The sequence below is a fragment of the Paramicrobacterium fandaimingii genome (assembly GCF_011751745.2).
Lineage (GTDB): Bacteria > Actinomycetota > Actinomycetes > Actinomycetales > Microbacteriaceae > Paramicrobacterium > Paramicrobacterium fandaimingii.
Genome location: NZ_CP061170.1, coordinates 2492196 through 2518125, shown reverse-complemented (window position 1 = coordinate 2518125; position 25930 = coordinate 2492196). Strand labels below are relative to the sequence as shown.

The window sequence follows — 25930 nt, the reverse complement described above, 5'->3', positions numbered from 1 at the left end:
AACAAGGGGAGATATATGACTCAGAAACTCCGCATTGGCATCGTCGGCGCGACCGGACAGGTCGGCACCGTCATGCGCAGCCTCCTCGAGGAGCGCGAGTTTCCGTTCAGCGAGATTCGGTTCTTCGCCACATCGCGCAGCGCCGGCTCGACGATTCGCTTCAACGACACGGACTACGAGGTTGAAGACGTCGCAACGGCCGACCCCACAGGGCTCGACATCGCGCTGTTCTCGGCCGGTGCAACCGGCTCACGCACGCACGCTCCGCGCTTCGCCGAAGCCGGCGCGATCGTCATCGACAATTCAAGCGCCTGGCGCATGGACCCGGAGGTTCCGCTCATTGTGAGCGAGGTGAACCCTGAGGCCATTGACGACGCCCAGAAGGGCATCATCGCCAACCCCAACTGCACAACGATGGCGGCCATGCCTGTGATCAAGGCTCTGCATGACGAGGCGGGCATCGAACGGCTCATCGTGAGCACCTACCAGGCAGTGTCCGGTTCCGGCCTCGCCGGAGCGATGGAGCTGGCCAGCCAGGTGCGCACCGCCGTTCAAGACGAGAACCTGCTGCAGCTCGTGCACGACGGCCACGCCGTCCCCATGCCCGACCCGGTGAAGTACGTCAAGCACATCGCCTTCGATGTCGTTCCCCTTGCGGGCTCGATCGTCGAAGACGGCGAGCGTGAGACCGACGAAGAGAAGAAGCTCCGCAACGAGAGCCGCAAGATTCTGGGCCTTCCGGGCTTGCGGGTCTCGGGCACGTGCGTTCGCGTTCCCGTCTTCACGGGCCACTCGCTCTCGATCAACGCCGAGTTCGCCAACGACATCACGCCCGAGCGTGCCGCCGAGGTGCTTGCGGCTGCGCCCGGTGTGGAGCTGGCCGACGTGCCAACCCCGCTGGATGCTGCCGGAAACGACCCGGCGTATGTCGGACGCATCCGTGCAGACCAGTCTGCTCCCGAGGGCAAGGGCCTCGCGCTCTTCATCGCAAACGACAATCTGCGCAAAGGTGCCGCCCTCAACGCGGTGCAGATCGCTGAGGTCATCGCCGCGAAGAAGAGTGCTGCCGCCTAAACACTGCCTCCGCACGGAGCTCTGGTCGACTTCGCAACATCTTTGGCAAAAGCTGATGATCAGCGGTCGACGGCGCCCGTGCTGACATGACAGGATTGCGGCACAGGCACGAGGAGAGCAGAAGCGACCATGGGTTCCTGCGTCACGGATGAGCGCGAAGCGCACGTGGCCGTTGACCCTCGATACCTGGAACAGCTGCGCGCCGAGCTTGACGGCGATTGCGTTGCCGTCAACGGTTTTGTCGCAACGTTCGTGAGCATGTGGCCGAATCGTCTGCAGCGCGTCACTTGTGCCACGAACGACGACAACGTCGGAGCACTTGTCGACTCCGCGCTGAGCATTCGTTCGTCAAGCGCGATGGTGGGCGCGGTGCGCCTCAACGCAGTGGCGTCCGACCTCGAACAGCTGGGGCGAGCCGGTGACCTCGCGGGTGTGCGGAGGCTCATTCCTCACCTGCGGACGGTCGGGGACCGAACAATCGAACGACTCTCGCAGATGCTGCTTTCCTGACTCGACGATCACCCGGGGTCGCGGGCGGGGGCGAGTCGGTACCCCACACCGCGCACCGTCAGAATCCATCGAGGGTTCTTGACGTCCTCTGCGAGTTTGCGACGAAGGTTGCCGACGTGAACTTCGAGTGCACGCTTATCTGCGGCACTCACGTAGCTGATGTGCTGGTAGCCATCGTCGCGCAGATGGCGCACAAGCTCCGCCTTCTCAACCACGCGGGAGCGGTTTCTCAGAAGGGCCGCGAGCAGGTCAAACTCGGTGCGGGTGGTCTCGACGGGGTCTCCGTCCACGAAAACCGTGCGTTCGTCACGGTCAAGGGTCAGGCCGTTGTGCGTGAAGACCCGTTGCACTTTCGCCGAGGGCGGCGCAACGGGCACGGCGGTCGGGGGGTTCGCCGCTTCGCGCCGCCGCATGATTGCCCCGACGCGCGCGCGAAGCTCGCGGGGTCGAAACGGCTTCGTCACATAGTCATCGGCACCGGCCTCGAGACCCATAAGGACGTCTGCCTCATCGTCGCGGGCCGTCAGCATGACGATGTGTGCGTCGCTGAACGAACGGATCCGTCTCGTCGTCTCGAGGCCGTCGATGCCGGGAAGCCCAACGTCGAGAGTGATCACGTCGGGCTTCACAGAGCGCACGAGCTCAATGCCCTCTGCGCCATCCGACGCCCGCGAGACCGTGAAGCCCGCGCCGGCGAGTGAGGCATGCAAGAGCATCGCGATATCATCGTCGTCTTCGATGATTACGGCATGACGATTCTGCACTATGCGCGCCCCTCTCGCGTGCGTACCACTCCATACTATCGGCGACGATCGACGCGCCGTCATGCTGAGGCCACGCGCGAAATCACCGCTACGCTCACACTATGAGTACATCGACCAGCCAGCCGCGCCCCGGGGTGCGACGGTCGGTCTTTCTCTCGCAGCTCGTCATCGGCGTCTGCGTGCTTGTGCTTGCCGTGCTCGTGCTCATTCTCGATGTGAGCGTCATCGCACGTCCGACGTTCTTCGCCGGCGTCATCCTCGTGTTCGCCCTGACCGGTGTTGCGGCGTGCATCGACTGGTCGCCCCTGCCCCCGTGGACGATCGCCTGCATCCCGATTCTTGATATCTTGGCGGTCGCGCTGCTGCGCGCGCAGCAGCCGGCAATCGCCGTCACCTTCTTCTACATTTTTCCCGTGATCTGGCTCGCGTCGTACTTCGGACGCCGGGGTGCATTTCTGGGGGCCGCGCTGTCAAGCGTGTCGTTCATCGTGATCGTTGTCGTCGAGACGTCGCGAGTTGCGGCAAGCGACATTCCCCGCATTCTCGTCGTCCCCATTGCGCTGGCGTTCGTGGCGACCGTGACCTATCGAGCGTCCGCTCGCAATCGCGCCCAACGGGTGATTCTCGATCGGCAGTCCGGGCTCCTCGAAGCGGCACTCCAGAGGTCGAAGGGCGGCGAACGACTGCTTGACGAAGTGCTTGAGGCGCTTCCGTTCGGCGTCGTCCGCATGAACGCTGCGGGCCGAATGATCTTCGCCAATGGTGCCTACCGTGGCTGGATGGCGCGCCATCGCGCCGCCGGTGACGCCCCTGCCAGCCTGTACGCCGCAGACAAGCGCACGCTCGTTCCCGACAGCGAGCGCCCCTTTGCCCGTGCTGCGCGCGGCGAAGAGTTCAGCGAAGTCATTGTGTGGATGGGCGGCCCGGAATCCCGGGAGCAGATCGCCTTCGCGATCACGGGGCACCGGCTGCCGAACAACCACAGCACGGGTGCTGGGGTTGTCGTTGTGGTGCGAGACATCACGTCCGAACTGCTCGCCGTGGAGGCACGCGACGAGCTGATGGCGTCGGTGACGCACGAGCTCAAGAACCCTCTCACGTCAGTGACGGGGTTCGTCGAGCTTGCCCTCGAAGATCCGAACATGTCTGACGCGACCCGCGACCAGCTCGCCGTCGTGCTGAAGAGCAGCGACCGCATGCTCACCCTCGTCTCCGAGCTTCTCGACGCATCGCGCGAGCGGGCCGTCGCATTCACGCTCACGCACGCGCCCATGGATCTGGCCGACGTCGTTCGCGATGCCATGGCGGCCGTCCGCCCGCGAACGCAGGGGATCGAGCTTCGGCACGGTTCCCTCGAATCAGCACCGATCATCGGCGATGCCTTCCGGCTGAGGCAGGTCGTCGACAATCTGCTCTCGAACGCGATCAAGTACAACAACCCTGGAGGGTCGGTGACCGTGAGCATCGTCGGCAGCAGGGGCGCCGTGCAGCTTATCGTCGCCGACACGGGGAGAGGTCTCACCGAGCAGGAGCTGAGCGTGCTGTTCACTCGGTATTATCGTGCTCCCTCGACGCACGGAGTGGGAGGCACAGGCCTCGGCCTCAGCATCAGCCGTGACATCGTCAGGCAGCATCTCGGCGACATCACCGTGATCAGCATCCCGGGAGAGGGGACGACGTTCACCGTCACCCTCCCCACGACCGCAGAAGAAGAGGGAGAAGCATGATCGACGCGACAACGGTTCTGATCATGAGCGGATTGCTGACGGTCGTCTGCGCCGTGATCTTCGTGCTGAACAGCGCCTTCGGGCGTCAGGATGCGGTCGGGCTCTTCTGGAGCGCCGGGCTCCTGTTTGCGATCGGGTCGTCAATGTCCTTCGCTGTTTTCGGTCTTGACCCGAGCATGGGCTGGGCAAACGCCGCGGGCAACGCGATGCTCGCCATCGGAATGGGGTGCGTGTGGCTGGGCATCCGGTCGTTCAACGGCCGTCGTCTGCGAATGTGGATCGTGTTCGGGGCCGGAGCGATCATCTTCGTCGCCTCCCTCCTCGATTCGCCGTTCGGCAACGAATGGGCGGGCGCGCCCGTCTCGTGGCTGGGCATCATCGCGTTCACGGCAATGGCCGCCGTGGAGTGCTTCAGCCGACGGTTGTCTGGGCGTCTCAACGGCCGCATCCTCGCCGTGGTCGTCGGAACAGAGGCCGTTTTCTACTCGGGCCGGTTCATCGTGTTCCTGACCAGCGGTGCGCAATCATCGGCGTTTCAGGTGTGGTTCGGCACGGCAACGACAACGGGGCTCGCGATCTTGCTCGTCGTGGCAGGCACGCTCGCAATCTCGATCCTGCGCATCGAGCGCACGAACACCTACATCGAATCGGGCCTCTACGCTGAACCGGGCTTCTCCCACGTCGGCGTTCTCGATTGGCCGCACTTCACGACGGGCGGGGCCGACCGCGTGTCGCGTGCGAAAAACCACGGCATGAGCAGCGGCGTCGTCATCGTCACGATCGACAGTCTCGGTGATATCAACACAGCCTTCGGCAAAGATGTCGGGGACAGAGCCGTGCAGATACTCGCTGACGTTCTGCGCGACACGATGCCGCCCACCGCAATCATCGGGCGCGAGAGCGCAGGAACATTCGGCGTCGTCACCACGATGGCCGACCCGGCCGAAGCGGAGGACACGATCGCTCGCCTGCACAACGCACTTGTCGAGAGCGCCTTCGACTCTCGAGCAAACTTGCGCTTGACCGTGAGCGTCGGCGTCGCAACAGGGGCCACAACCGAAGCCGGGTGGCAAAAGCTCTTCGACCTCGCCACCCAACGGCGCGACGAAGCGGAGGCCCGGGGTGGCAACCTCGTGCTGGACGGGCGTGAATGACATCACCGAGAGGTGACTCGGCCTTGATCGTTTCTTGTGAATTCCTTAGCCAAACCCGGGGGCCACGCGTGCGGCTGCTTGAGGGAACTGCGCCATGCTGAAAACGTTCAGTTCAGGCTCACGCCGTTAATTCGGCCAACGTCAGAAATCGAACGAAGGCGGCCCGAAACGCCGTGGGCCGCGCGGATGTTCCCTAGCGTTCGCGCGGCCATTCTCGCCGCGAGCAGATCGGCGGCTCGGTGGTCACCGAGATTCAGCGGTCACTGGGGCTCGGTCAGCCGGTAGCCGACTCCGCGAACAGTTTCGATGAATCGGCGCACCTCGGCCAGATCTCCGAGCTTGCGACGCAGGTTACCCACGTGCGCTTCCACGGTCCGACGATCAGCGTGACTCACATAATCTGACGAGCTGTCGTCATCCGCGCGTAGCGCAAGCGCCAGATCACCTTTGCTGAGCACACGGCGCCCCGCCGTCACCAGGCGCGAGAGCAGCTCGAATTCTGAGCGCGTCAGCGTGACTTCGTCGCCGTCGACGCTGATGGCGCGCACGTCGATGTCGACGTGCAGTCCGTTGTGCGCGAATTCTCTCGATTGAGTGGCTTGTGGTGGCGTCTGAGGCGTGCTGTCCACCGCCGCAACGGGAACGGTGGAGGTGCTCTCGTGCCCTGCGAGATCGGGCATAGTGACCGAGCGTCGCACGAGTGCCTCAATTCGCGCACGCAGTTCGCGGGGACGAAAGGGCTTCGTGATGTAGCCATCGGCGCCGACGGAAAGCCCGTGCAAGACATCGATCTCGTCGTCGTGGGCGCTGAGCACGACGATGAACGATTGAGAGAACTCGCGAATCTTTCGCAGAACCGTGAACCCGTCGATGTCGGGAAGCCCGATGTCGAGAACGATCACATCGGGGTTCGCGCGGCGCACGGTCTGAATTCCCTCGGCACCCGTGCCCGCAGACTCGGTGTCGAAACCTGCTTGCGACAGAATCACTTCGAGCAGCGAACGAATATCAAGGTCGTCCTCAATAATGACGACTACTTTGTTTCTCGCATCATCGCTCATGCCCACACCCCTCATGCGTCGGCGTGTGATCAGGTTATAGCGCTCGCCGCGCCGAAATGCCGTTTCTACCCGCGGATTGGGGGTGACGGCTTGCGTCATAACGATGGTGTGTGCAGGCAGATTCTGCGATGTCCGGAGCACCCTGCTGCCCGCCTTAGAATAGAAGCCATGACGTCTTCCCAGCCGGTCGATGTCGCCCTGATCGGGGGCGGCATCATGAGCGCCACACTCGCGTCCCTGATCTCGCAGCTTGAGCCCACCTGGAAGATCGAGATCTTCGAGCGACTGGGCGATGTGGCCCAGGAGTCATCCAACCCGTGGAACAACGCGGGAACCGGCCACTCGGCGCTGTGCGAGCTCAACTACATGCCGCGCGCAAAAGATGGTTCGATTGAGCCGACAAAGGCCGTTGGCATCAACGAGCAGTTTCAGGTGAGCAGGCAGTACTGGAGCCACCTCGTCGAGAAGGGCCAGATCACCGACCCCAACACGTTCATCAATTCCACGCCGCACATGACGTTCGTGCGCGGCGAGAAAGACGTCGACTACCTCAAACGGCGTTACGAACTGCTCAGGGAGCAGCCGCTGTTTGAGGGCATCGAGTACTCCGACGACCCCAAGGTCATCAACACGTGGGCACCGCTGCTCATGCAGAAGCGATTGAAGAAAGACCAGCCCTTTGCCGCGACCTGGCAGCCGGCGGGCACCGACGTCGACTTCGGTGCCCTGACGCATCAGCTTATCGAGGCGGCGACAGCGTCCGGGGCGGGCCTCAACCTCAACACCGAGGTGACGTCGCTGAAGAAGCAGAAAGACGGCACCTGGCACGTGAAGTACAAGCACCGTGTGGGCAGCACGCCCGGGCAGCTCAACGCGCGCTTTGTCTTCGTCGGGGCAGGCGGCTGGGCTCTCAAGCTGCTGCAGAAGTCAGGCATTCCCGAGATCAAGGGCTATGGCGTCTTTCCGATTTCGGGGCAGTTCTTGCGCACAGATAACCCGAAGATCGTGGAGCAGCACGACACCAAGGTCTACAGCCAGGCCGCGGTCGGTGCTCCGCCCATGTCGGTGCCGCACCTCGACGCGCGCATGGTTGACGGAAGCAAGAGTCTGCTGTTTGGCCCGTATGCGGGCTTCAGCCCGAAGTTCTTGAAGAATGGTCACATCTGGGATCTCGTCACGCAGGTGCGCCCGCACAACCTGGTTCCGATGCTGGCGGTGGCGAAAGACAATCCCGGCCTCATCAAGTACCTGCTCAGCGAACTCATGGCGAGAAAGAGCAAGAGGTTCGAGTCGCTCAAAGAATTCGTGCCGACGGCGAAGCAGAAGGACTGGTACCTCATCACCGCGGGTCAGCGCGCTCAGGTGATGAAAAAGGACGAGAAGAAGGGCGGTGTGCTCCAGTTCGGCACCGAGGTGATCTCGAGTGCCGATGGCTCCATCTCCGGTCTGCTCGGTGCATCGCCCGGCGCATCAACCGCCGTGCCGATCATGCTGAACATTCTGAAGCGCTGCTTCCCGGCGAAGGCGGGGGAGTGGGAGCCCAAGCTGCGCGAGATGATCCCGAGCGTCGGCAGCACACTCAATGACGATGCCCTGCGCGTCGACGAGGTGCTCAGCGAGACGTCAGAGGCGCTCAACATCGGGCGCTGATGGGCATATGAAACATTGAGGTCTGCGGAGACGACTGTAGTTCGCTTAACTGTCCCGTTTGCTCTCGATATGCATGATGCCGTTCAATTCTTCAAGTGTTTCCTTCGCAAGCGATTGCACTATTCCGTCATGATTCGTCCATGGAGCGGAATGCTCGGTGAGTACCTCTACAAGTGTTCGAATTCGCTTACGGCTTCGATTGCTCAGGTCAGCTATTGCTCCGTGAGGATCAGTGAGACATGCGAGCAGCAACACTGCGTCTTCCGCGTGCCTCGCTCGGTCTCTTGAGTCTTCAAGGTAGGCGGCTCCCTTAAGCACAAGTGCGCCACGAACATCGGGAACAATGAGTTGGGCGGTGCCGCGCGGGGTGTCGGCATCGACGTTGATTGTCCGCATCAGCGCGCGTGTTCCACCTGGAACGCCGAACAGAGGGCGTCCACGATAACGGGGATGCTTCGAGATCGCGTGCCGATCCGAGCACATGACATCGATTCGCTCGGCTCCACGGTCAAATCGGTAGGCATACTGGGTGTCCTCGTTGAGACGATATCCGGCATTCTTGAGGGTCTCGGCCGCTTGCCCGAATGTTATGGACTTTGTTTCCAGATGGAGCGTTGTGTCAACATCTAGTGTCGAACGGGGCGCCGGCAGAGACGCAAGTTCTGCGTGTAGCTTCACCATGAGGCCGCCGACAAGCGTCCATGAGCGCTCTGGCAGCAGAAACGCTAGTTCAAAAGCGGAAGGCCAAGGCGGCTCATCCCACTCTGTTGACTGAGCATCAAGAGTAACGTGGGGGCGCTCGATCAAATTCTCTCCTTCACGCCGGCAATCCACGCTTCGGCCGCGGAGCATTCCCGGGTGTCGCCGAAGGCGTAGAGCGCGAGTGCTTCGAGAACACCTTTATGCTTCTCGGTGCCCTCCACGATGACGATGTCGCCGGAATCGTCCCGCGCAAGATGCGCGTCTCGAGCAACTCTGTCTGCGTTCTGAGCAATGAGAACTCCTAGGCCTCCTTGTCTTGACAATTGCAGCTCCCTGAGCATGGTCGGTGCGAAGTTGCGCTTGCTCGTGGTGTTGACAGCGCGACGCAGACTTACCTTGCCTCGAAGAATCTGTCCGGCGAGTGCGCCCACTGGTGTGGAGCGAATGCGCTGCTTCAAGCGGCTCCGTTCGGAGCCGCTGAGTATCGATGTGCTTCCGGATGCCAGGAGGTCGAGTGCAGCCAACACGGCTTTATCTGACCAGTTGCGTCCTCGGTGAGTGGTTCGCGTCATTACTTGTACCTGACGGCTTGATAGCGAGTGAGCGTTTCCGTGGCGCGTTGCTTGTGCGCTTCCGTTTATCACGGCTCGGCGTACCTGCCGTGCTGAGACGCCCAGTTCTTGGGCTGCTTGTGAAGTGGAAAGCTGCATACATATATCGTCCTATATCGGACTATATGTGTCAACGCTTCTTTGCGTCGTCCAATAGCGAGAGGTTCAGCACTTGGTCATGATCGGCGAATCGTGAGGTCCGCGGCTTCAGCGTCTGTGACCTCTGCATAGGCTCCGCGAGGCAACGTGGGATGCGGTCACGATCGCAGGTAGGCGAGTGCCGCGAGCACGCGGCGGTGACCGGTGTCGTGCTGGGCAAGGTCGAGCTTCGAGAAGATGTTGCCGATGTGCTTGCCGACGGCGGCCTCGGTGATCACAAGCTGCTCGGCGATGGCTGTGTTGCCCATTCCCTGAGCAACGAGGCTCAGCACCTCGTGCTCGCGAGGAGTCAGGCGTCGCACGGGGTCGTCAGCATGCCGCCGGCTCACCAGCTGGGCGATCACCTCGGGATCCATCGCCGTGCCGCCGTCGATCACCCGACGAAGCGCCCCGACAAACTCTCCGACGTCACCCACGCGTTCCTTCAGCAGATAGCCGACACCGGATGCCCCGTCTCCGAGCAGCTTCGCCGCATACGTGTCTTCGACATATGCCGACAGCACGAGCACGGGAAAGCCTGGCTTACGACGCCGCATCTCGAGCGCGGCCCTGAGCCCCTCGTTCGTGAATGTCGGCGGCATGCGCACGTCGAGCACGGCGCCGTCTACCTCGTGTTCGTCGAACGCCGTCAGCACGTCGTCGGCATTGTCGACGGCGGCCGCGACGTCGATGCCCTCGCCATTCACGAGCATCGTCAGCCCGGCCCGAAGCAGCGCATTGTCTTCGGCAATCAGAATCCGCACGGCAGCTCGACCTTCACGTGAGTGGGCCCGCCAACCGGGCTCGACACCGAGAGCGTACCGCCGAGAGCCTCGGCGCGGCTGGCGACGCCCCCAAGCCCGGTGCCGGCATCGCCGACAGTGGCCCCACCACGCCCGTCGTCGTCGACCTGAACAATGAGCGTGTCCTCAGGGGAGCCCGAAAGAGTGCTGAGCGCCACACGAACGGACGACGCCTCGGCGTACTTCGCCACGTTTGTCAGCGCTTCGGCCAGAACGAAGTACGCGGCCGACTCGACGGCTGCGGGTGCGCGCTTCAGCGCAGACACGTCGAGCGTCGTCGGCATCCCGAGTCTGCTTGTCAGGGTTGACGCGGCACCCGAGAGCCCCAGCTCATCGAGAACGGGCGGGTAGATGTCGTGCACCATCTCGCGCAAACCGGTGAGGGCATCGGATGCCGCATCCTGCGCCTGCACCAAGAATGACGCCGCTTTGTCTGGATCGTCCTTCATAGACCGTTGGGCGAGCCCGATCATCATCACAACGCCAACGAGCTGGTTCTGTGCGCCATCGTGCAGTTCGCGCTCGATGCGGCGCAGCTCGCTCGAGTGCGCATCGAGTGCGGCGGCCCGGCTGCGGGAGAGCGACTCGATGCGCTGCTCCATGTCGCCGACGCGATTGGGCCACAGCATCGCAAGGGTGACACTCGCCGTGCGCCGGGACAGCGCGGGAAGAATGAGCCACGCGATGACTCCATAGGCGACACCGAGGGCGAGTGCGGCGATTGACAGCGGCCAGCTGGTCACGGCAAAGGGAACGATAACCGGATCGCCCTCGGGCACACTCCACCAGTACGTTGACGCGGCAATATTGTTGAGTGCGCCGAGGGGCAGGCCAAGGCCGAGCAGAATCACAACGGGCATGACGATCAGATGGGTGATCGCCCACACGGCATTGCGCTGAAAATCAGATGAGCTGACGAGCGCCACCCGCTCGCGAAACGAGAGACCACTGTGGCTGTGCCGGATGCTCTCGGGCGCCCGAGAGCGCGAAAATGCTGCAGCTCTGTCGCGCGCGCGATCGGCGAGCTGCTCGAGCCACTCGACGAGCGTTGGCACGGCGAGCCAGCCGACACCCAGAAGCAGAAAGGGGGCAACGGCAAGCACCGCGCACAGATAGAAGAGGCCGACAAGCCACCATCCAGCCTCGACGGCGATGAACGCGATAGCGCGCCACCTGGGGCGAGTGTGAAGAAAAGGTGGTGTGGGCATATTCCTATCTTTGCCGATGCATGTTCTGATGTCGGTAGTGCTGTCCCTACTGTTGGTTCGCGTTACGTCAGTAAGCCGCACCACCGTGAAATCCGCAGAGATAATCGGTGAAATCCGCAACACAGCCCGGTGAAATCCGCAACGTGACTTCGTGAAATCCGCAACGACAACGTAAACTCAACGTATGTGCCCTGGCTATATTTCCCGCAATGTCACCGGAGTGGCGAAGGAAACTCTCTCTGATACTCCGATCACGGTGGTCAGTGGGGCCCGCCAAGTCGGCAAGAGCACGCTCATGCAGCAGCTCATTCGCAATCGTGATGCGAGAGTCGTGAATCTTGACGACCTCGGTGATCGGAGTGCGGCTGAAGCCGACCCTGATGGCTTTGCTGCACAATATCCGCAAGGCTTACTCGCTATCGACGAGATCCAACGAGTGCCGGACCTCTTAACATCGCTGAAGGCATCAGTCGATCGCGATCGTCGCCCCGGACGTTTTATCGTCACGGGCTCTGCCGACCTTCTTTCGTTTCGTGGGTCACAGGAATCGCTGGCCGGGCGCGCAGAGACCATTCGCCTTGAGGGTTTCAGCCAAGACGAGCTCGCGGGTCGAATCGCTGACTTCGCTTCCTTCGCATGGTCGCTGCCCTCTGACAAGATGCCGACCGATCATCCTGCCTTAACTCGCCGGGACTATCTCGAGATCGCTACAAGACCAGCATTCCCAGAAGCCCTCGCCAGAACTGGTCGGGCCAGGGATCGCTGGCTCTCGAGTTACGCAGAAAGACTTTTGTCGAAAGACTCAACAGACATTACGGGCATCCAATACCCGGATCGCCTGGCGACGTTACTCAGTGTTATAGCAGCACGAAACTCTGGCGAGTTCGTCGCTGCGCGCATCGGCCGCGAGGTAGATATTCCAGAGCGTTCCATTCCGGCGTATCTTGACGCGCTTCGCAGCATATTTTTTGTTCGGTCGATCTCTGGGTGGTCAAACAACATCGCCAATCGTGCGGTATCCACCCCGAAGGTCGCACTTGCAGACACCGGACTCGCTGCACATCTCACTGGAGTAGACATTGACGGACTCGAAACTTCGGTGTCCTCTCCCCTCACCGGAGGTCTCATTGAGGGTTTCGTCGTCGGAGAACTAGAAAAGCAGCGTGCGTGGTCAGAGAAGTCGTTCCGCATGTTCCACTATCGGGACGACTACAGCCGCGAAGTCGACATCATTCTTGAAGACCGCAAGCGCGATATCGTCGGTATCGAAGTCAAGGCCTCATCGAGCCCTCGGAGCGGCGATTTCAAGGGCTTGCGATACCTCCGCGATCGACTGGGAGAGCGATTCGTTGCCGGCGTGGTTCTTCACACAGGGGAGCGATCGCTCCCATTTGGCGACCGGCTCTGGGCGCTGCCGCTCTCAGCCCTTTGGTCCTCTTGAATGCAACAGGCATCACCAGTGCAGGCCCTCGGACGAGAAGACCTTTCCGCTATCAACGTCGCCTATCCACGCCACGACCCCATACGTTTCACCAGGTTTATCGCCAAAGTGGCTAAACCTCGTGTCTGGCGTAAGTTCCATGCCAGTAGGGCGAGCCCTACCGTCAAGACGCCCGAAGGCACCCGTGTGCAGGAGCGGCGCGATTCGTAATGTCGAAGCATGACTTCTCTTCCCGCACTTCGCAGCCCCGCACCAGGCCCGCAGGCCGCCACACCGGCAGCCGTTCACCTCGACAACGTCGTGAAGAACTACGGCACCGGAACCGCCCAGGTGACCGCCCTCGCTGGTGTCTCGCTTCAGCTTCCCTCCCACTCGTTCACCGCGATCATGGGGCCGTCGGGCTCCGGCAAGAGCACCCTCATGCACGTGGCTGCCGGCCTCGACGCTCCAACCTCCGGCTCGGTTGCCCTCGGCACCACACGCATCTCGGGAATGCCCGAGCGTCAGCTCACGCGGTTTCGGCGCGATCACGTCGGCTTCGTTTTTCAGGCATACAACCTGCTTCCGCAGCTCACGGTGTCGCAGAACATCACGCTTCCGCTCCTTCTCGGCAAGCGCAGCGTCGACGCCGCCTGGTTCGACCACGTCATCGGCGCCGTCGGCCTGAGCGACCTCATCCATCGGCGTCCTCAGGAGCTTTCCGGTGGTCAGCAGCAGCGCGCTGCCATCGCCCGCGCCCTCATCACCAAGCCGGCCGCCGTGTTCGGCGATGAGCCAACGGGAGCACTCGATTCGCGCACGGCGCGGCAGGTGCTCGACCTGATGCGGTACGTCGCATCGGGTCTGCAGCAAACCGTCGTGATGGTCACGCACGACCCCATGGCCGCGTCGTATGCCGATCACGTCGTCTTCATCGCCGATGGCCGCATCGCCGGGCATCTCGAATCACCAGACATCGCGACGATCACCGCGCGCATGTCGCAGTTAGGGGAATGACCATGTGGTCTCTTGCACGAGCATCCGCCGTTCATCATCGCCGCAGCGTTATCGGTGTCATTGTCGCCGTGCTGCTTGCCACCGCACTTGCTACCGCACTCGGCGTTCTCGTCGAGTCGGGGCTTCGCGGCGGCGTCCCCGTTCAGCGCTACGCCGGCTCCGATGTCGTCGTTGGTGCGCCGCAATCCCAGCCGGTTCCCGACGACGTCGATGTTCCCTTCCCCGAGCGCGCGCTGCTGCCCGATGTGACCGTTGACGCGGTCGCGGCTGTTCCAGGCGTCGCCAGCGCCGTGGCTGATACCCCCGTCACTCTCGTCACGGCTGACGGTGAAGCCGTCAACACCCACGCCTGGAGCGCGGCCGCCGTCACCCCCTTTGCTCTCACGGCAGGTCAGCGGCCGTCGGCAGACAATCAGGTCGTCGTGACCGACGCACGCGGCGTCTCTGTCGGCGACACCATCGAGCTCTCGCGCGGGGGAGTGCCGCACACCTACGCGGTCGTTGGAATTGCCTCGCCCACAGGCACGGCAATCGACGAGCCGCAGGCATTCCTCACCCAGCAGGCAGCAGCTGCACTGTGGCCGCACGGCGACACGGTTGCCCTGATCGGCGTCACAGCCGAGCCAGGAACGGATGCTGACGCGCTCGCCGCCTCGATCGCAGAGCAGGTGCCGGGTGTCCGCACGTATACCGGTGCCGCGCGCGGCGATGTCGAGACGCTGGAAGGGGCATCCGCACGGACGAACCTCATCGCGCTCAGCGGATCACTTGCGGGAATTGCCCTCATCATCGCGCTGTTCGTCGTCGCCAGCACACTCTCGCTGTCTCTCGCGCAGCGGCGTCGCGACATCGCTCTGCTTCGCGCTGTCGGTGCGGGACCGCGACAGATCCGCGGACTCGTCGTTCGCGAAACGGGCATCATCTCGACAGGTGCCGCCCTCGTTGGTGTTCTCCCCGGCTACGGCCTGGCGCTGCTGCTCGCCGATCAGTTTGCGAATGCCGGCGTCATCTCGCCTGACTTTGCTCTCGCCATCAGCCCGCTCCCCGGAGCCGCCGCCGTGGTGCTCATGGTCGGCGCGTCACTTCTCGCCGCCGTCATCAGTGCCCGCCGCCCCTCACGCATGGCGCCCATCGACGCTCTCGTGCAGTCGAACGTGGAGACGCCGGACCTCAGTCGCGGGCGGGTCATCACCGGCGTCGTGCTGCTGGGCACCGGTGTCGTCGCGTCGCTGCTTCCGCTTGTTCTCCCGGGCGAAGCGGCGCTGGCCGGCCCAGCATCCGCGGCCCTGGCCATGATCATCGGTGCGGCGCTGCTCGGCCCACGCATCGTGGAGATCGTGCTCACCGCAGCGGGCCCCCTGCTTCGCCGGCTGCCCGGCGCCCCCGGTGTTCTCGCCGACGCCAACGCGCGCAGCTTCACGCGCCGCCTCTCGACAGCTGTTGTGCCGCTCGCGCTCGGTATCACTCTGGCAATCGTTCAGCTGTTCGTTCCCGCGACCGTTGCGACCGAGGCAGCGGCACAGTCCAGTGAGGGCACCACAGCCGATCTCACGGTCTCGGCGCCAGCGGGAGGGCTCTCCTCCAGCATCGCGCATGACGTCGCCACGATAGACGGGGTCACCGCCGTCAACCCCGTCACGCGCTCCAGTGTGATCGTTGACACGGGCATCCCCGAGTACGGCGTGCATATGGTGCAGCCCAAACCCATTCAAGGCATCGATCCCGCCGCCGCAGACAGCACGCTCGACCTCGATGTAACGGCGGGCACGCTTGCCGATCTCAGCGACGACGAGTCCATCGCCGTCAGCGAGTCCGCCGCTCTCGCGCTCGGGGCCGGCGTCGGCGACACGATCGATATCACCCTCGGTGACGGCGTTCCGCTGACCGCGACGGTCGTGGCAACCTACGAACGCGGTCTTGGGTTCGGTGACTATACAGTCGACTCCGCACTGCTCACGCAGCACACAACCACGGGCCTGACCGACTATCTGCTCGTTGACGCTGCCGACGTCGGTGCCGTCGCGGCGAGCATCGCCGACATGGGCCTCCGAGTGACGAGCACAGACACAATGGATGCTGCCGGGGCAGCGGATGCCGAATCGCAATCCTGGGCATCGATCGTCGCGCTGATGCTCATTCTTGGCTTCATCGCCCTCGCTGTCGTGAACACGCTCGTCATGGCGACCACCGAACGCCGCAACGAGTTCGCACTGCTCCGTCGTCTCGGCGCAACGCCGGGGCAGGTCACGACGATGACCTTCCTCGAGTCCGGCATGGTCTCGGTGCTCGCCGTCGTGTTGGGCACCGCGATCACGGTGATACCACTCGCGGGTATCGCCTTCGGTGTCAGCGGTCAACTGATTCCGACGTTCCCACCGGTCATCTACGGGCTGCTCGTTGGGGGAACGCTGCTGCTCGGCATTCTGTCGATCGTGTTACCCACCCGCTCGGCACTGCGCGCGCCGCTGACGTCACTCTCGTGACGTCGGCGGTGCCGCCGGCCGCTCGATGATTCGCAGTATGCCTGGCGACCACGCTTCAAGATCGTGCTGTCGCAGGGTGGTCCAGCGACGTGTTCCGCGCTCTTCCTGGTGGATCAGGCCGGCGAGTCGCAGCACCTTGAAGTGGTGACTGAGCGTCGAAGCGGCCACGTCTACGGGGAATGCTCCGCAGGCGAGGCCGTCCGGTTCTTCGAGCAACGTCTGCACGATCGTGAGGCGCGTCGGGTCACCGAGGGCCGCAAACACAGCGGTCAGCGGCACGGTCGCCAGGTCCGGGTGATCGAGCATCGGTGATGAGCGAGCCACAATTCCTTCTTTCGATAAATGTCGAATAATGCTACCGTGCATCTTGTTCGACATTCATCGAAAGAGTGGGCTGGTGTGAGAAACATGTCAATGCGGGCGCTCCTGTTTGACCACGCCGCAACGGATGCGTCGCAGACGCGTGTCGGCATTGTGCCGTCTCCGTCGCCGCAAACCGGCCAGATCGTGATCGACGTGGCATACGCGGGCGTCAACTTCAAAGACATCATGGCCAGACGCGGAGACCCGGGGTATGCGCCTTCGTGGCCCTTCACACCCGGTCTCGAGGTAGCCGGGCGCGTCAGAGACATCGGGCCCGGGGTCACGGATTTCTCGGTGGGAGATCGGGTTGTGGCCCTCACCAACGCGGGCGGTCTGGCGGAACAGGCGCTCGCCGACGCGCGGCTGGCCGCCCACGTTCCTTCTGGCGTGGAGCTCGCCGCCGCCGCGGCAGTCCCCGGCGCATATGTCACCGCGCATCTCTTGCTCCACGCCTTTGGCCGAGTTCGTCGTCACGACACAGTTGCGGTGCACAGCGCGTCCGGCGCAGTGGGAGCCGCGCTCGCCGACCTCGCTCACGATGTTGGGGACGTGAGTCTGATCGGCATTGTTGGCTCATCATCACGCGGTGCTCTGGCTCGAAAGCTCGGGTACACCCATGTCGTCGAGCGATCGTTCGGAATGGCACAAGAGATCGCCTCTGAGCGCGAAAGCGGAGTCGACCTCGTCTTCGATCCTCAGGGAACGCGATGGCTCGACGAAGATCTCCAGATGCTCGCGCCCGGGGGTCGAATCGTTCTCTTCGGGAATGCCGCCGGCGGCCCACTTGCGGCGCTGCCTGAGGCCGCGGCGCTCTTCGGCGGCAACGCCGCAATCGGTGGATTCAGCCTCGAGGCACTGTCGCGAAACGCGCCTGCTGTTGTGAGGCGGTCTCTCGAACGGGTGCTTGATGTCGTGAAGAGCGGACGAGTTGATCCTCAGCGGACGGTTGTCGAGGGACTCGAATCGGCAGCGTCCGCGCAGCAGAGCCTCGCTGAGGGCAGGGGAGCCGGCAAGGTCATCGTTCAGGTCTCGTGACGGTGGTGGCCGCCGCGGCTATTGCCCGCTGGGCCGTATAGCGGGCTTCGGCAGCTCTCTTTGAGAGACACCCCAGTCACGTATCAAGTCCCGTGACAGGTGCGGGCGGCAGAAATCCCTATGCCGACTGCTGTGCGAGCGCAGTGTACAAGTCTGAAGCGAGGATGCTCGCGGCAAGCGCGACCTGCTCAGGATCTCCGACACCTTCCTCGGCGCGCCCCGCCATGAGCGAGCCTTCTGCACTACTCGAACCGAAGAGGTCACGGAGCATCTCGATCGCTTCGAGGTGCTCATGAAGTGCCTCGAGTGCGTCGAGCAGTCCACGGCGGGCCAGGGAAACGGCATCAGTCATTTCCGCCACGCTTCTTCGTTTGCTGCCATCCAAGCGATGAGCGCCTCGCCCTCGGCGGGGTTCCGGCCCGGGCCGTTAAGCAGATCGACAGCGACCTGCGAGGGAGCCGCGAGTACGACACCGTCGCGCGCGGTCCACGTGTTCTCGAAAACAATGCTGCGCGGGTTCTTCGGCTCGACAAGTAACACGTTCTGTCCGATGTCGGTTGGACGAAGATCGAGGCACGTGGCGGCGGCGGTAATGTCCTCGACGTATATGCGAGCGAGCCTCGTCGGGGCATACGGCGCCCACTCCTGTGCGGCGAAACTCCCCGTCATGGCATAGCGGAATCTATCGGCATTCGCAGTCCTCGCCCGGAGCGACTCGATGCCAAGCGGAGCGATGAACGCCTGGGTCGTGACCGGTGGCAGTGTGTAGTCGGCCGCCCACTCGCGCAGAAGCTTCTGCCAATCCGGTACCCGGTAAGTGGAATCGGGAAGTCGTTGAAGGAGTCCCTCCTCGCTGAGATAGTCGCGCACCCGGTAGGTGGCACCAGTCGACGCACCGGATAGCCTGAGGAGGTCGGAGATAGAGAGCGGCCCTCGGTAGCCGATGAGCGTTCGAACGACGCGGGCGGCTGGCTCGCCCTTGAGGGAGCCACGTGGGCGGCCCGGGCGGCGCCACGGGTCGCGGTCGGTGGCACGGTCGGAGAGGAAGATCGCAGGGCGATCGAGCGCGATCCGCATGTTGCCCGTCGCATCAACGTAGGAGAGTCCGAGTCGTTCGAGGTCGGCTCGAACTCGCGGTGAGAGGTAACGCGCAGCGACCAGTCCCTTCGCCTCGCCTCCAAGCTCGCGGATTGTGTCGTCGAGCATGTCGCGGATGCGTGCCAGGTCGCGCCTCTCGACGATCCGTTTCGCCCCGACGATGAAGTCGATCGTCGTGCCAGTCGGGTCCGTGAGTCGAAGGATAGCATCTACGCGCTTCGAGCCGAGAGGCACCTCATCACGCTCGGTAAGACTCCACCCGGTTGGCAGCGGGGCGTTGAGCACGGTGACGCAGGCTCGAAGTACTTGCCGTGTCGACTCGGGCGCCAGCATGGTGATTCTCTCATCCATCGTCCACCCCCGCTTCCGAAAACCCGTTTCCTCCGCCGACAGCGGAATCAATTGATTTTACGAAGATAGCACGAATTCAGAAAAAGCGCGGATTCCGCTGGCGTTGGAGAAGGACATTTTCAGAATGTCGCAATCTTACTGCATTCTTCAGCGTGTTTCTCTCGTTCGCGCGCAACCCCAGCCGGTCTGCTGCTGCCACCGATACGTAGCGGAGGCGCGAACTGCGGTGTGGTCTTGATCAGGACATTGCGGACTGTGTCTCGCTACTGGCCCTGCGCCTGGTAGCGGGCTTCGGCAGCTGCCTTCTGCGGCTCCCACCACGCCCGATTGTCGCGGTACCAGTCGATCGTCGACGCGAGCCCGTCAGCGAAATTTGTGAAGCGGGGCGTCCAGCCGAGTTCGGTGCGCAGCTTTGTCGAATCGATGGCGTAGCGCAGGTCGTGGCCTGGGCGGTCGACGACGTGGTCATACGCGTCGCTAGGCTGCCCGAGCTGCTGAAGAATCAGCTCAATGACCTCGCGGTTGTTCTTCTCACCGTCGGCGCCAATCAGGTAGGTCTCGCCGATGCGACCACGCTCCAGAATCGTCAGCACGGCAGATGAGTGGTCGTCGGCGTGAATCCAATCGCGAACGTTTGCTCCGGCCCCATAGAGCTTCGGGCGCTCACCGATCAGCACATTTGTGATCTGCCTCGGAATGAACTTCTCAACGTGCTGGTACGGGCCGTAATTGTTCGAGCAGTTGCTGATCGTTGCGTCGACGCCGAACGAGCGCACCCACGCGCGCACCAGCAGGTCGCTCGCCGCCTTCGTCGACGAGTACGGGCTCGACGGGTTGTACGCGGTCGACTCGGTAAACCGATTCGGGTCGTCGAGTTCCAGATCGCCGTACACCTCGTCCGTCGAGATGTGGTGAAAACGGGTTCCGTGCCGCCGGGCTGCCTCGAGCAACGTGTATGTGCCCACGATGTTGCTGTCGAGAAACGGCCGCGGGTCATCGAGTGAATTGTCGTTGTGGCTTTCCGCTGCATAGTGCACCACGGCATCGTGGCTGGCGACGAGACCGTCGACAACGTCGGCATCCGCAATATCGCCCTGCACGACGGTGAAGCGGGATGCCGGCAGGCCTTCAAGCGAGGCGGTATTCGCGGCGTAGGTCAGCTTGTCGAGAACGGTGACGCTGTGCGCTGTGTTGTCGAGCACGAAACGTACGAAGTTTGATCCAATGAACCCGGCACCACCGGTGACAAGAATGTGTGACACGAGATCAGCTTACGTCTGTCGCATCGCCCTGAAGGTGTCGGCGTTGGTCGTCGAAGACCCCGCTTCGTACGGCATCGCGCAGCGCTTCGCGCCACGGCCGCATGGGCTCGAGTCGAATGGCGCGCCACGCGCCATGGGCGAGCACTGAGTTGTGAGGTCGTGGTGCGGCACGCACAAAGCTTGCGCTGTCGGTGGGGCGGATGCGGTCAGGGTCCAGCCCGCATTCGGCATAGACCGCCCGGGCGAACTCAAACCACGTCGTGTCGCCGGCATTCGTGCCGTGGTAAATTCCCGGGGCCGCGTTCTGCTCGAGCAGGTGGCGAATATGATGAGCGAGGTCTCGCGTCCATGTTGGTTGGCCTCGTTGATCGGTGACCACGTCGACAGTCTCTCGTTGTGCTGCAAGCGTCAGCATCGTCGCCGCAAAGTTGGGCCCGGCTTTGCCATACAGCCACGCCGTGCGCACAACGATGCTGCCCTCGGGGTAGGTATCGCGCACGAATCGCTCGCCCGCAGCCTTCGACCTGCCGTAGCTCGAGAGCGGATGAAGCTCAGCGTCTTCGGGGTACGGCTCAGACGACGTGCCGTCGAAGACATAGTCGGTGGAGATATGCACGAGGCGAGCACCCGATGCCTTGCACGCTTCGGCGAGATAGCGCGCACCCTCGGCGTTCACCTGGTAGGCGAGCTCTTCGTTCTCTTCAGCAGCATCAACGTTCGTGAACGCCGCTGCGTTGATCACGACGTCATGCCCAGCGACGGCGTGACGCACGGCGACGGCGTCCGTCACGTCGAGCGTGCGGCGATTGGCCGACGTGAGTTCGTGATGCACGAGGCTTTCGCGCACGTCTGTTCCGAGCATGCCGTCGGCACCGGTGATGAGAATGCGCATAGAGATATCTTCCCCCAATTGTGAGTACATCTCAGTTTTGATGGCTACTTCAAGGTTAGACTCCCGGCGTGCACATCCGAGAACTGGCTGTTCCCGACAGCTTCGAAATCACGCCGCTACAGCACGGCGATGACCGCGGTGTGTTCTTAGAGTGGTTCCGCGCGGATGAGCTCGAAGCGGTCTTGGGCCGGCGATTCAACGTCAAGCAGGCGAATACATCTGTCTCCGCACGTGGGAGCGTCCGCGGCATTCACTTCGCAGACATTCCGCCGAGTCAAGCCAAGTACGTCACGGCGGTGCGTGGGGCCGTCATGGACTTTGTCATCGACATCCGAGTGGGCTCGCCGACTTTCGGCAGCTGGGATTCTGTACAGCTCGATGACTCCGCGCGAAATGCCGTGTTCCTGGCTGAAGGACTCGGGCACTGCTTCGTCGCGCTGACCGATGGCGCGACAGTGAGCTACCTCGTCTCCGAACCGTACAATCCGGGTCATGAGCACGCCATAACGCCGTTCGATGCCGACATCGAACTTGACCTTCCGATCGACCGTGCCGATCTCCTGCTGTCGCCCAGGGACCTCGGCGCTCCGACGCTGTCCGAAGCGCAGCAGTCGGGGCTTCTGCCGGTCTGGAACGATGCGCAAGCGTTCTATGCGAGTCGGTCCAGCAGCGAAGCGAGCTGACATGCGCGGAATCATACTTGCGGGCGGATCGGGCACGAGACTGTGGCCGATCACACGGGGCATCTCGAAGCAGCTGATGCCCATCTACGACAAGCCGATGATTTACTACCCGTTATCTACTCTGATGATGGCCGGGATCCGCGAGATTCTGGTTATCACCACACCGGAGCATCGCGCGCAATTCGAAGCTCTTCTCGGCGACGGAGCAGCACTGGGAATCAGCCTGCAGTACGCCGTGCAGCCGTCTCCAGATGGTCTGGCGCAGGCATTTCTCATTGGCGAAGACTTCATCGGCGACGAAAGTGTCGCGCTGGTGCTCGGAGACAATGTCTTTCATGGCACGGGGCTCGGTACGTCACTGAACGGGCACAACGACATCTCGGGGGCGCTCATCTTCGCCTATCACGTAGCGAACCCCACAGCGTACGGCGTCGTCGAGTTCGATTCCGACAATCACGCAGTGAGCATTGAAGAAAAGCCTGCTGCTCCCAAGAGCAATTATGCGGTGCCAGGCCTGTACTTCTACGACAATCGCGTCGTCGACATCGCCCAGTCAATCACGCCGAGCGCGCGCGGCGAACTGGAGATCTCGTCGATCAACGAGCACTACTTGAACTCCGGCAATCTGCAGGTGCAGGTGCTCGAACGCGGCACAGCATGGCTCGACACGGGAACGATCCACTCGATGATGCAGGCATCTGAGTACGTCAGAGTGATCGAAGAACGCCAGGGACACAAAATCGGTTGCGTTGAAGAAGTCGCGTGGCGTCAGGGTTGGATCACCGACGAGCAGCTCGAACAGCATTCCGCAACGTATGCCAAGAGTGGCTATGGCACCTACCTGGGAGCACTCGCCGACTCTCGGTGAATTTTCAGTATACTAACCTCTTGTGTTCAAGACCGCAGACGCGAAACCGATGAAGCGACGTAATAGCTACGGCCCACGCGTGTGGCATTACGTGCTCCTTGCCATCGCGACTGTGGGTGCCGGATCGCTGGTAGTGCTGGCACTCTAGAAACATCAGCGCAAAGTAAACTCAAATCGTGGCAAAACTGTACTTCCGCTACGGCGCGATGAACTCCGGCAAGAGCACGGCGCTTCTGCAAGCAGCCTTCAATTACGAAGAACGCGGCCAGCACGTCTTGCTCTCCAAGCCAGCTGTTGACACCAAGGGCGACCGCTCAATCGAGAGCCGGCTTGGCGTCTCGCGTGAGGTCGACTACCTGATCACGCCAGAGGCAGATACCTATCTGCAGTTCCAGAAGATCCGCGCTGAGCACATTCGCTCAAACGATCGCGACGTGAGCTGTCTGCTGCTTGATGAAGCGCAGTTCCTCACCGATGAACAGGTAGACGGGATGCTGCGCATCGCCCTGCTCGAAGGCATCCCCGTCCTCGCCTACGGCATCCGCACGGACTTCCGTACGCGAGCTTTCCCAGGCAGTCGACGGCTGCTCGAGGTCGCACATTCATTGGAAGAGCTGAAGACCATTTGCCGCTGCGGACGCAAGGCGCTGTTCAACGGACGCCGCGTCGGTGACCGCTTCATCTTCGACGGCGACCAGGTAGCGATCGACGGCGCAACAGTCACCTACGAGTCACTCTGCGGCTCCTGCTACCTGCAGGAGTCCGGTGGGACACTCGGATACGCGCATTAGAGCGACGATTCTGTGTCCCCAGTCGAGGGGGTCTTCTCACGCACAGGTACCATGTCGAGAAGTTGCCTTCCGCGGAATCTCAGGCAATTTGAAGACATACTGCGCTCCAGGGTAGAGACGATGCCTGTTCTCATGGTTCTCTAAGGGTATGTAACCATTGAGGGTCGCGGTTTTGTATGTGAACGCATCGTCCGCAGGCGCTCAGACAATCTAGGGGACTTGGTGGAACTTCGCGACTACATTCGCATTCTGCATAAGAATTGGATGCTGATCATTGCGTGCGTGCTCGTCGGCGTTGCCGTGGCAGCGACGTATTCGCTCATGACGGCGCCGAAGTATCAGACGTCGACGCAACTCTACGTTTCTGTGCAAGGCGGTGACACCGCCGGCAGTGCCGTTGACCTCGTGCAGGGCACGAGCTTTGCCAGACAAGCAGTGACCTCGTATGTTGACGTCGTTGACACGGCGATTGTTCTTGATCGCGTGATTGAAGAACTGGGCATGGACACGACAACGAGTCAGCTCGCGAACAAAATCTCTGCGGAATCACCTCAGAATACGGTGTTGATAAACGTCACGGTAACCGACACTGATGCCGGGCAAGCAGCGGAGATTGCAAACAAGGTCGGCGAGGTGTTTTCTGATGTCGTCGTCAACCAGTTGGAGAAACCAGAAGGCGACGCTCCGAGTCTTGTGCGGATCGAGACTGTTCAACCTGCGGTGGCCCCCACCGACCCCGTGAGCCCGAATGTGAAGCTGAACATTGTCCTCGGCCTCTTGCTCGGGTTGGCTGTCGGAATTGGCGTTGCCGTGCTGAGGTTTGTACTCGATACTCGCATTCATTCGCAGCATGACATTGAGCAGGTCACAGATTCGACGCTGTTGGGCGGTATTGCGCTGGACCCTGACGCAAAGAAGCGACCACTTGTTGTTCACGCTGATCCACGTAGCCCACGTGCTGAGTCCTTCCGTAGTCTTCGAACGAACCTGCAGTTCGTCAACGTCCAAGGGGGTCCGCGCAGCTACGTCATAACGAGTTCTATCCCCGGTGAAGGCAAGAGCACGACGGCAGCGAACCTCGCGATCTCTCTTGCAGAAACGGGTGCCAAGGTGGCTCTCGTCGACGGCGACCTCCGTTTGCCGAAGCTCGCCGAGTACATGGGCATCGAGGGTTCTGTCGGGCTGACTGATGTTCTCATTGGTCGCGCTGACCTCGTCGATGTCTTGCAGAAATGGGGACGCGGCCAGCTCTTTGTACTGCCGAGCGGTCAGCTGCCTCCGAACCCCAGCGAGATGCTTGGTTCAGAAGCGATGGAACGCACGTTGAAGACCATGACTGATGCCTTCGACTACGTCTTGATTGATGCACCGCCGCTTCTGCTTGTCACCGATGCTGCGGTCGTATCGAAGCTCACCGGTGGGGCGATCATGATCGCTGCATCTGGTCGCACGAAGAGGCAAGAGCTCGCGAATGCGGTTCGAACTCTCGAGGGGATCGGGAGCAAGCTCGTTGGCGTCATCGTCACGATGTTGCCAACCAAGGGCCCAGACTCATACGCGTACGGGCAGTACAGCTATGGCGGCGTGAGCGATACCGAGCGTCTCTTGGACGAAGACGAACGCTCGTCGTCGAGACGTCGTCGAGTGAAAGGTGGGTCCGCGTAATGACTATTCGCATTCTCACAGTGTGCACGGGCAACATCTGCCGCTCTCCGATGGCGGAGCAGCTCCTGCGTGTGCGATTGAACTCGATTTCCGATGTTCTGGTGGAAAGCGCCGGAAGCTCTGCGATGGTCGGCTGGCCCATGGACGAGCAGGCTGCGCAGCTCGCCGGGAAAAATGGGGCAATAGACGTTGACCAGCACGTCGCACGCCAGCTGTCGGCCGAAATGGTTCGCGATGCTGACGTGATCTTCGCGATGGCGCGTGAGCATCGCAAAGCGGTAGTTCAACTCATTCCCAGGGCTGCACGCAAGACATTTACACTTCGAGAGTTCGCTCGTATCGTTACTTCTATAGAGGAGAGCGCTCTCAGATTAATTGCACAACAGCCGACCGACGACGGTCGGTCGCGCATTGAGTCCGCTATTGAGCTCGTCGCAGATGAGCGCGGGATGCTTCCTCCGGTAGCTCCGGAAGATGATGACGTTGTCGACCCGTTCCGGCAATCGGCTGCGGTGTACGCCGAATCGGCTGACCAGTTGGTGCCGGCCGTGGACGTGGCGGTGGAGTATCTGCAGGGCTTCGCGTGAAGCGGCGCGAACT

At 62.3% G+C, this 25930-nt stretch carries 25 protein-coding genes; 14 read left to right on the top strand and 11 right to left on the bottom strand.

Features of this window, described 5'->3' with window-relative positions; all coding sequences use genetic code 11:
- The first annotated feature begins 15 nt into the window (after positions 1-15).
- Positions 16-1074, top strand: coding sequence for an aspartate-semialdehyde dehydrogenase (locus HCR84_RS12125; protein WP_166980665.1), 1059 nt, complete (start codon positions 16-18; stop codon positions 1072-1074).
- A 129-nt stretch (positions 1075-1203) separates the two neighbouring features.
- A complete protein-coding gene (locus tag HCR84_RS12120; protein WP_166980667.1) occupies positions 1204-1584 on the top strand; it encodes an Hpt domain-containing protein in 381 nt (126 codons plus the stop codon).
- 8 nt (positions 1585-1592) lie between these two features.
- Here the strand turns inward: HCR84_RS12120 and HCR84_RS12115 are convergent, their stop codons facing one another.
- Positions 1593-2351, bottom strand: coding sequence for a response regulator transcription factor (locus HCR84_RS12115; protein WP_268921441.1), 759 nt, complete (start codon positions 2349-2351; stop codon positions 1593-1595).
- Between the two features lie 98 nt (positions 2352-2449).
- On the opposite strand from HCR84_RS12115, the gene HCR84_RS12110 reads away from it, so the two are divergent.
- Both HCR84_RS12110 and HCR84_RS12105 read left to right on the top strand, forming a co-directional pair.
- The gene (locus tag HCR84_RS12110) at positions 2450-4075 is read left to right on the top strand and encodes a sensor histidine kinase (protein WP_166980671.1); all 1626 of its coding nucleotides are present in this window, start codon (positions 2450-2452) and stop codon (positions 4073-4075) included.
- Positions 4072-5229 (top strand): diguanylate cyclase domain-containing protein, encoded by a 1158-nt coding sequence (locus tag HCR84_RS12105; protein ID WP_166980673.1) that lies wholly within the window; start codon positions 4072-4074, stop codon positions 5227-5229. Before HCR84_RS12110 ends, HCR84_RS12105 begins: the two co-directional genes overlap by 4 nt.
- Before the next feature lie 260 nt (positions 5230-5489).
- Here HCR84_RS12105 and HCR84_RS12100 read toward each other — a convergent pair whose 3' ends face one another.
- Entirely contained in the window at positions 5490-6290 is an 801-nt protein-coding gene (locus tag HCR84_RS12100) for a response regulator transcription factor (protein WP_166980675.1), read from the bottom strand.
- Positions 6291-6458: 168 nt separating this feature from the next.
- Here HCR84_RS12100 and HCR84_RS12095 point away from each other — a divergent pair, with 168 nt between their 5' ends.
- On the top strand, positions 6459-7940 hold the full coding sequence (locus HCR84_RS12095; protein WP_166980677.1) for a malate:quinone oxidoreductase: 1482 nt from the start codon (positions 6459-6461) through the stop codon (positions 7938-7940).
- A gap of 45 nt (positions 7941-7985) precedes the next feature.
- On the opposite strand, the gene HCR84_RS12090 is transcribed toward HCR84_RS12095, so the two are convergent.
- The 4 genes from HCR84_RS12090 to HCR84_RS12075 all read right to left on the bottom strand — a co-directional run bounded on the left by HCR84_RS12090 (position 7986) and on the right by HCR84_RS12075 (position 11402).
- Positions 7986-8747: a hypothetical protein gene (locus HCR84_RS12090; RefSeq protein ID WP_166980679.1), complete on the bottom strand. Its 762-nt coding sequence runs from the start codon at positions 8745-8747 to the stop codon at positions 7986-7988.
- On the bottom strand, positions 8744-9214 hold the full coding sequence (locus HCR84_RS12085) for a hypothetical protein (protein WP_166980681.1): 471 nt from the start codon (positions 9212-9214) through the stop codon (positions 8744-8746). Before HCR84_RS12085 ends, HCR84_RS12090 begins: the two co-directional genes overlap by 4 nt.
- A gap of 296 nt (positions 9215-9510) precedes the next feature.
- Positions 9511-10155 carry a response regulator gene (locus HCR84_RS12080; RefSeq protein ID WP_166980683.1) on the bottom strand — a complete coding sequence of 215 codons (645 nt, stop codon included), beginning with the start codon at positions 10153-10155 and terminating at the stop codon, positions 9511-9513.
- Positions 10143-11402, bottom strand: coding sequence for a sensor histidine kinase (locus HCR84_RS12075; RefSeq protein WP_166980685.1), 1260 nt, complete (start codon positions 11400-11402; stop codon positions 10143-10145). Before HCR84_RS12075 ends, HCR84_RS12080 begins: the two co-directional genes overlap by 13 nt.
- Positions 11403-11586: 184 nt before the next feature.
- Here HCR84_RS12075 and HCR84_RS12070 point away from each other — a divergent pair, with 184 nt between their 5' ends.
- From HCR84_RS12070 to HCR84_RS12060, 3 genes are all read left to right on the top strand, one after another.
- A complete protein-coding gene (locus HCR84_RS12070) occupies positions 11587-12843 on the top strand; it encodes an ATP-binding protein (RefSeq protein ID WP_166980687.1) in 1257 nt (418 codons plus the stop codon).
- A gap of 219 nt (positions 12844-13062) precedes the next feature.
- Positions 13063-13839 (top strand): ABC transporter ATP-binding protein, encoded by a 777-nt coding sequence (locus HCR84_RS12065; protein ID WP_166980689.1) that lies wholly within the window; start codon positions 13063-13065, stop codon positions 13837-13839.
- On the top strand, positions 13836-16322 hold the full coding sequence (locus HCR84_RS12060; RefSeq protein WP_195706642.1) for an ABC transporter permease: 2487 nt from the start codon (positions 13836-13838) through the stop codon (positions 16320-16322). The genes HCR84_RS12065 and HCR84_RS12060 overlap by 4 nt, the downstream gene beginning before the upstream one ends.
- Here the strand turns inward: HCR84_RS12060 and HCR84_RS12055 are convergent.
- A complete protein-coding gene (locus HCR84_RS12055) occupies positions 16311-16646 on the bottom strand; it encodes an ArsR/SmtB family transcription factor (protein WP_218043574.1) in 336 nt (111 codons plus the stop codon). The genes HCR84_RS12060 and HCR84_RS12055 overlap by 12 nt on opposite strands.
- Positions 16647-16730: 84 nt before the next feature.
- On the opposite strand from HCR84_RS12055, the gene HCR84_RS12050 reads away from it, so the two are divergent.
- Positions 16731-17720: a quinone oxidoreductase family protein gene (locus HCR84_RS12050; protein WP_244972612.1), complete on the top strand. Its 990-nt coding sequence runs from the start codon at positions 16731-16733 to the stop codon at positions 17718-17720.
- 118 nt (positions 17721-17838) lie between these two features.
- On the opposite strand, the gene HCR84_RS12045 is transcribed toward HCR84_RS12050, so the two are convergent.
- The 4 genes from HCR84_RS12045 to rfbD form a co-directional block, all read right to left on the bottom strand.
- Positions 17839-18072: a hypothetical protein gene (locus HCR84_RS12045; protein WP_166980693.1), complete on the bottom strand. Its 234-nt coding sequence runs from the start codon at positions 18070-18072 to the stop codon at positions 17839-17841.
- Positions 18069-19169, bottom strand: a complete 1101-nt coding sequence (locus HCR84_RS12040) for a hypothetical protein (protein ID WP_166980695.1) — start codon at positions 19167-19169, stop codon at positions 18069-18071. The genes HCR84_RS12045 and HCR84_RS12040 overlap by 4 nt, the downstream gene beginning before the upstream one ends.
- A gap of 263 nt (positions 19170-19432) precedes the next feature.
- On the bottom strand, positions 19433-20431 hold the full coding sequence (gene rfbB, locus HCR84_RS12035; RefSeq protein WP_166980697.1) for a dTDP-glucose 4,6-dehydratase: 999 nt from the start codon (positions 20429-20431) through the stop codon (positions 19433-19435).
- A 4-nt stretch (positions 20432-20435) separates the two neighbouring features.
- The gene (gene rfbD / locus HCR84_RS12030) at positions 20436-21323 is read right to left on the bottom strand and encodes a dTDP-4-dehydrorhamnose reductase (RefSeq protein ID WP_166980699.1); all 888 of its coding nucleotides are present in this window, start codon (positions 21321-21323) and stop codon (positions 20436-20438) included.
- A 68-nt stretch (positions 21324-21391) separates the two neighbouring features.
- On the opposite strand from rfbD, the gene HCR84_RS12025 reads away from it, so the two are divergent.
- From HCR84_RS12025 to HCR84_RS12005, 5 genes are all read left to right on the top strand, one after another.
- Positions 21392-22006, top strand: a complete 615-nt coding sequence (locus HCR84_RS12025; RefSeq protein ID WP_166980701.1) for a dTDP-4-dehydrorhamnose 3,5-epimerase family protein — start codon at positions 21392-21394, stop codon at positions 22004-22006.
- A gap of 1 nt (position 22007) precedes the next feature.
- Positions 22008-22874, top strand: a complete 867-nt coding sequence (rfbA, locus tag HCR84_RS12020; protein ID WP_166980703.1) for a glucose-1-phosphate thymidylyltransferase RfbA — start codon at positions 22008-22010, stop codon at positions 22872-22874.
- A gap of 176 nt (positions 22875-23050) precedes the next feature.
- Entirely contained in the window at positions 23051-23665 is a 615-nt protein-coding gene (locus tag HCR84_RS12015; protein WP_166980705.1) for a thymidine kinase, read from the top strand.
- Positions 23666-23887: 222 nt separating this feature from the next.
- Complete coding sequence (locus HCR84_RS12010) at positions 23888-25330, top strand: tyrosine-protein kinase domain-containing protein (protein ID WP_166980707.1); 1443 nt, start codon at positions 23888-23890, stop codon at positions 25328-25330.
- Positions 25330-25917 carry an arsenate reductase/protein-tyrosine-phosphatase family protein gene (locus HCR84_RS12005; protein ID WP_166980709.1) on the top strand — a complete coding sequence of 196 codons (588 nt, stop codon included), beginning with the start codon at positions 25330-25332 and terminating at the stop codon, positions 25915-25917. The genes HCR84_RS12010 and HCR84_RS12005 overlap by 1 nt, the downstream gene beginning before the upstream one ends.
- The last annotated feature ends 13 nt before the right edge of the window (positions 25918-25930 follow it).

What these genes read in the sequence shown, in the direction of transcription:
- HCR84_RS12095 (WP_166980677.1), top strand. Translation starts at nt 6,459, where the DNA reads ATGACGTCTTCCCAGCCGGTCGATGTCGCCCTGATCGGGGGCGGCATC.
- HCR84_RS12075 (WP_166980685.1), bottom strand. Translation starts at nt 11,402, where the DNA reads ATGCCCACACCACCTTTTCTTCACACTCGCCCCAGGTGGCGCGCTATC.
- HCR84_RS12065 (WP_166980689.1), top strand. Translation starts at nt 13,063, where the DNA reads ATGACTTCTCTTCCCGCACTTCGCAGCCCCGCACCAGGCCCGCAGGCC.
- HCR84_RS12120 (WP_166980667.1), top strand. Translation starts at nt 1,204, where the DNA reads ATGGGTTCCTGCGTCACGGATGAGCGCGAAGCGCACGTGGCCGTTGAC.
- HCR84_RS12110 (WP_166980671.1), top strand. Translation starts at nt 2,450, where the DNA reads ATGAGTACATCGACCAGCCAGCCGCGCCCCGGGGTGCGACGGTCGGTC.
- HCR84_RS12060 (WP_195706642.1), top strand. Translation starts at nt 13,836, where the DNA reads ATGACCATGTGGTCTCTTGCACGAGCATCCGCCGTTCATCATCGCCGC.
- HCR84_RS12100 (WP_166980675.1), bottom strand. Translation starts at nt 6,290, where the DNA reads ATGAGCGATGATGCGAGAAACAAAGTAGTCGTCATTATTGAGGACGAC.
- HCR84_RS12105 (WP_166980673.1), top strand. Translation starts at nt 4,072, where the DNA reads ATGATCGACGCGACAACGGTTCTGATCATGAGCGGATTGCTGACGGTC.
- HCR84_RS12085 (WP_166980681.1), bottom strand. Translation starts at nt 9,214, where the DNA reads ATGACGCGAACCACTCACCGAGGACGCAACTGGTCAGATAAAGCCGTG.
- rfbD (WP_166980699.1), bottom strand. Translation starts at nt 21,323, where the DNA reads ATGCGCATTCTCATCACCGGTGCCGACGGCATGCTCGGAACAGACGTG.
- HCR84_RS12005 (WP_166980709.1), top strand. Translation starts at nt 25,330, where the DNA reads ATGACTATTCGCATTCTCACAGTGTGCACGGGCAACATCTGCCGCTCT.
- HCR84_RS12125 (WP_166980665.1), top strand. Translation starts at nt 16, where the DNA reads ATGACTCAGAAACTCCGCATTGGCATCGTCGGCGCGACCGGACAGGTC.
- HCR84_RS12050 (WP_244972612.1), top strand. Translation starts at nt 16,731, where the DNA reads ATGTCAATGCGGGCGCTCCTGTTTGACCACGCCGCAACGGATGCGTCG.
- HCR84_RS12045 (WP_166980693.1), bottom strand. Translation starts at nt 18,072, where the DNA reads ATGACTGATGCCGTTTCCCTGGCCCGCCGTGGACTGCTCGACGCACTC.
- HCR84_RS12070 (WP_166980687.1), top strand. Translation starts at nt 11,587, where the DNA reads ATGTGCCCTGGCTATATTTCCCGCAATGTCACCGGAGTGGCGAAGGAA.
- rfbA (WP_166980703.1), top strand. Translation starts at nt 22,008, where the DNA reads ATGCGCGGAATCATACTTGCGGGCGGATCGGGCACGAGACTGTGGCCG.
- HCR84_RS12040 (WP_166980695.1), bottom strand. Translation starts at nt 19,169, where the DNA reads ATGGATGAGAGAATCACCATGCTGGCGCCCGAGTCGACACGGCAAGTA.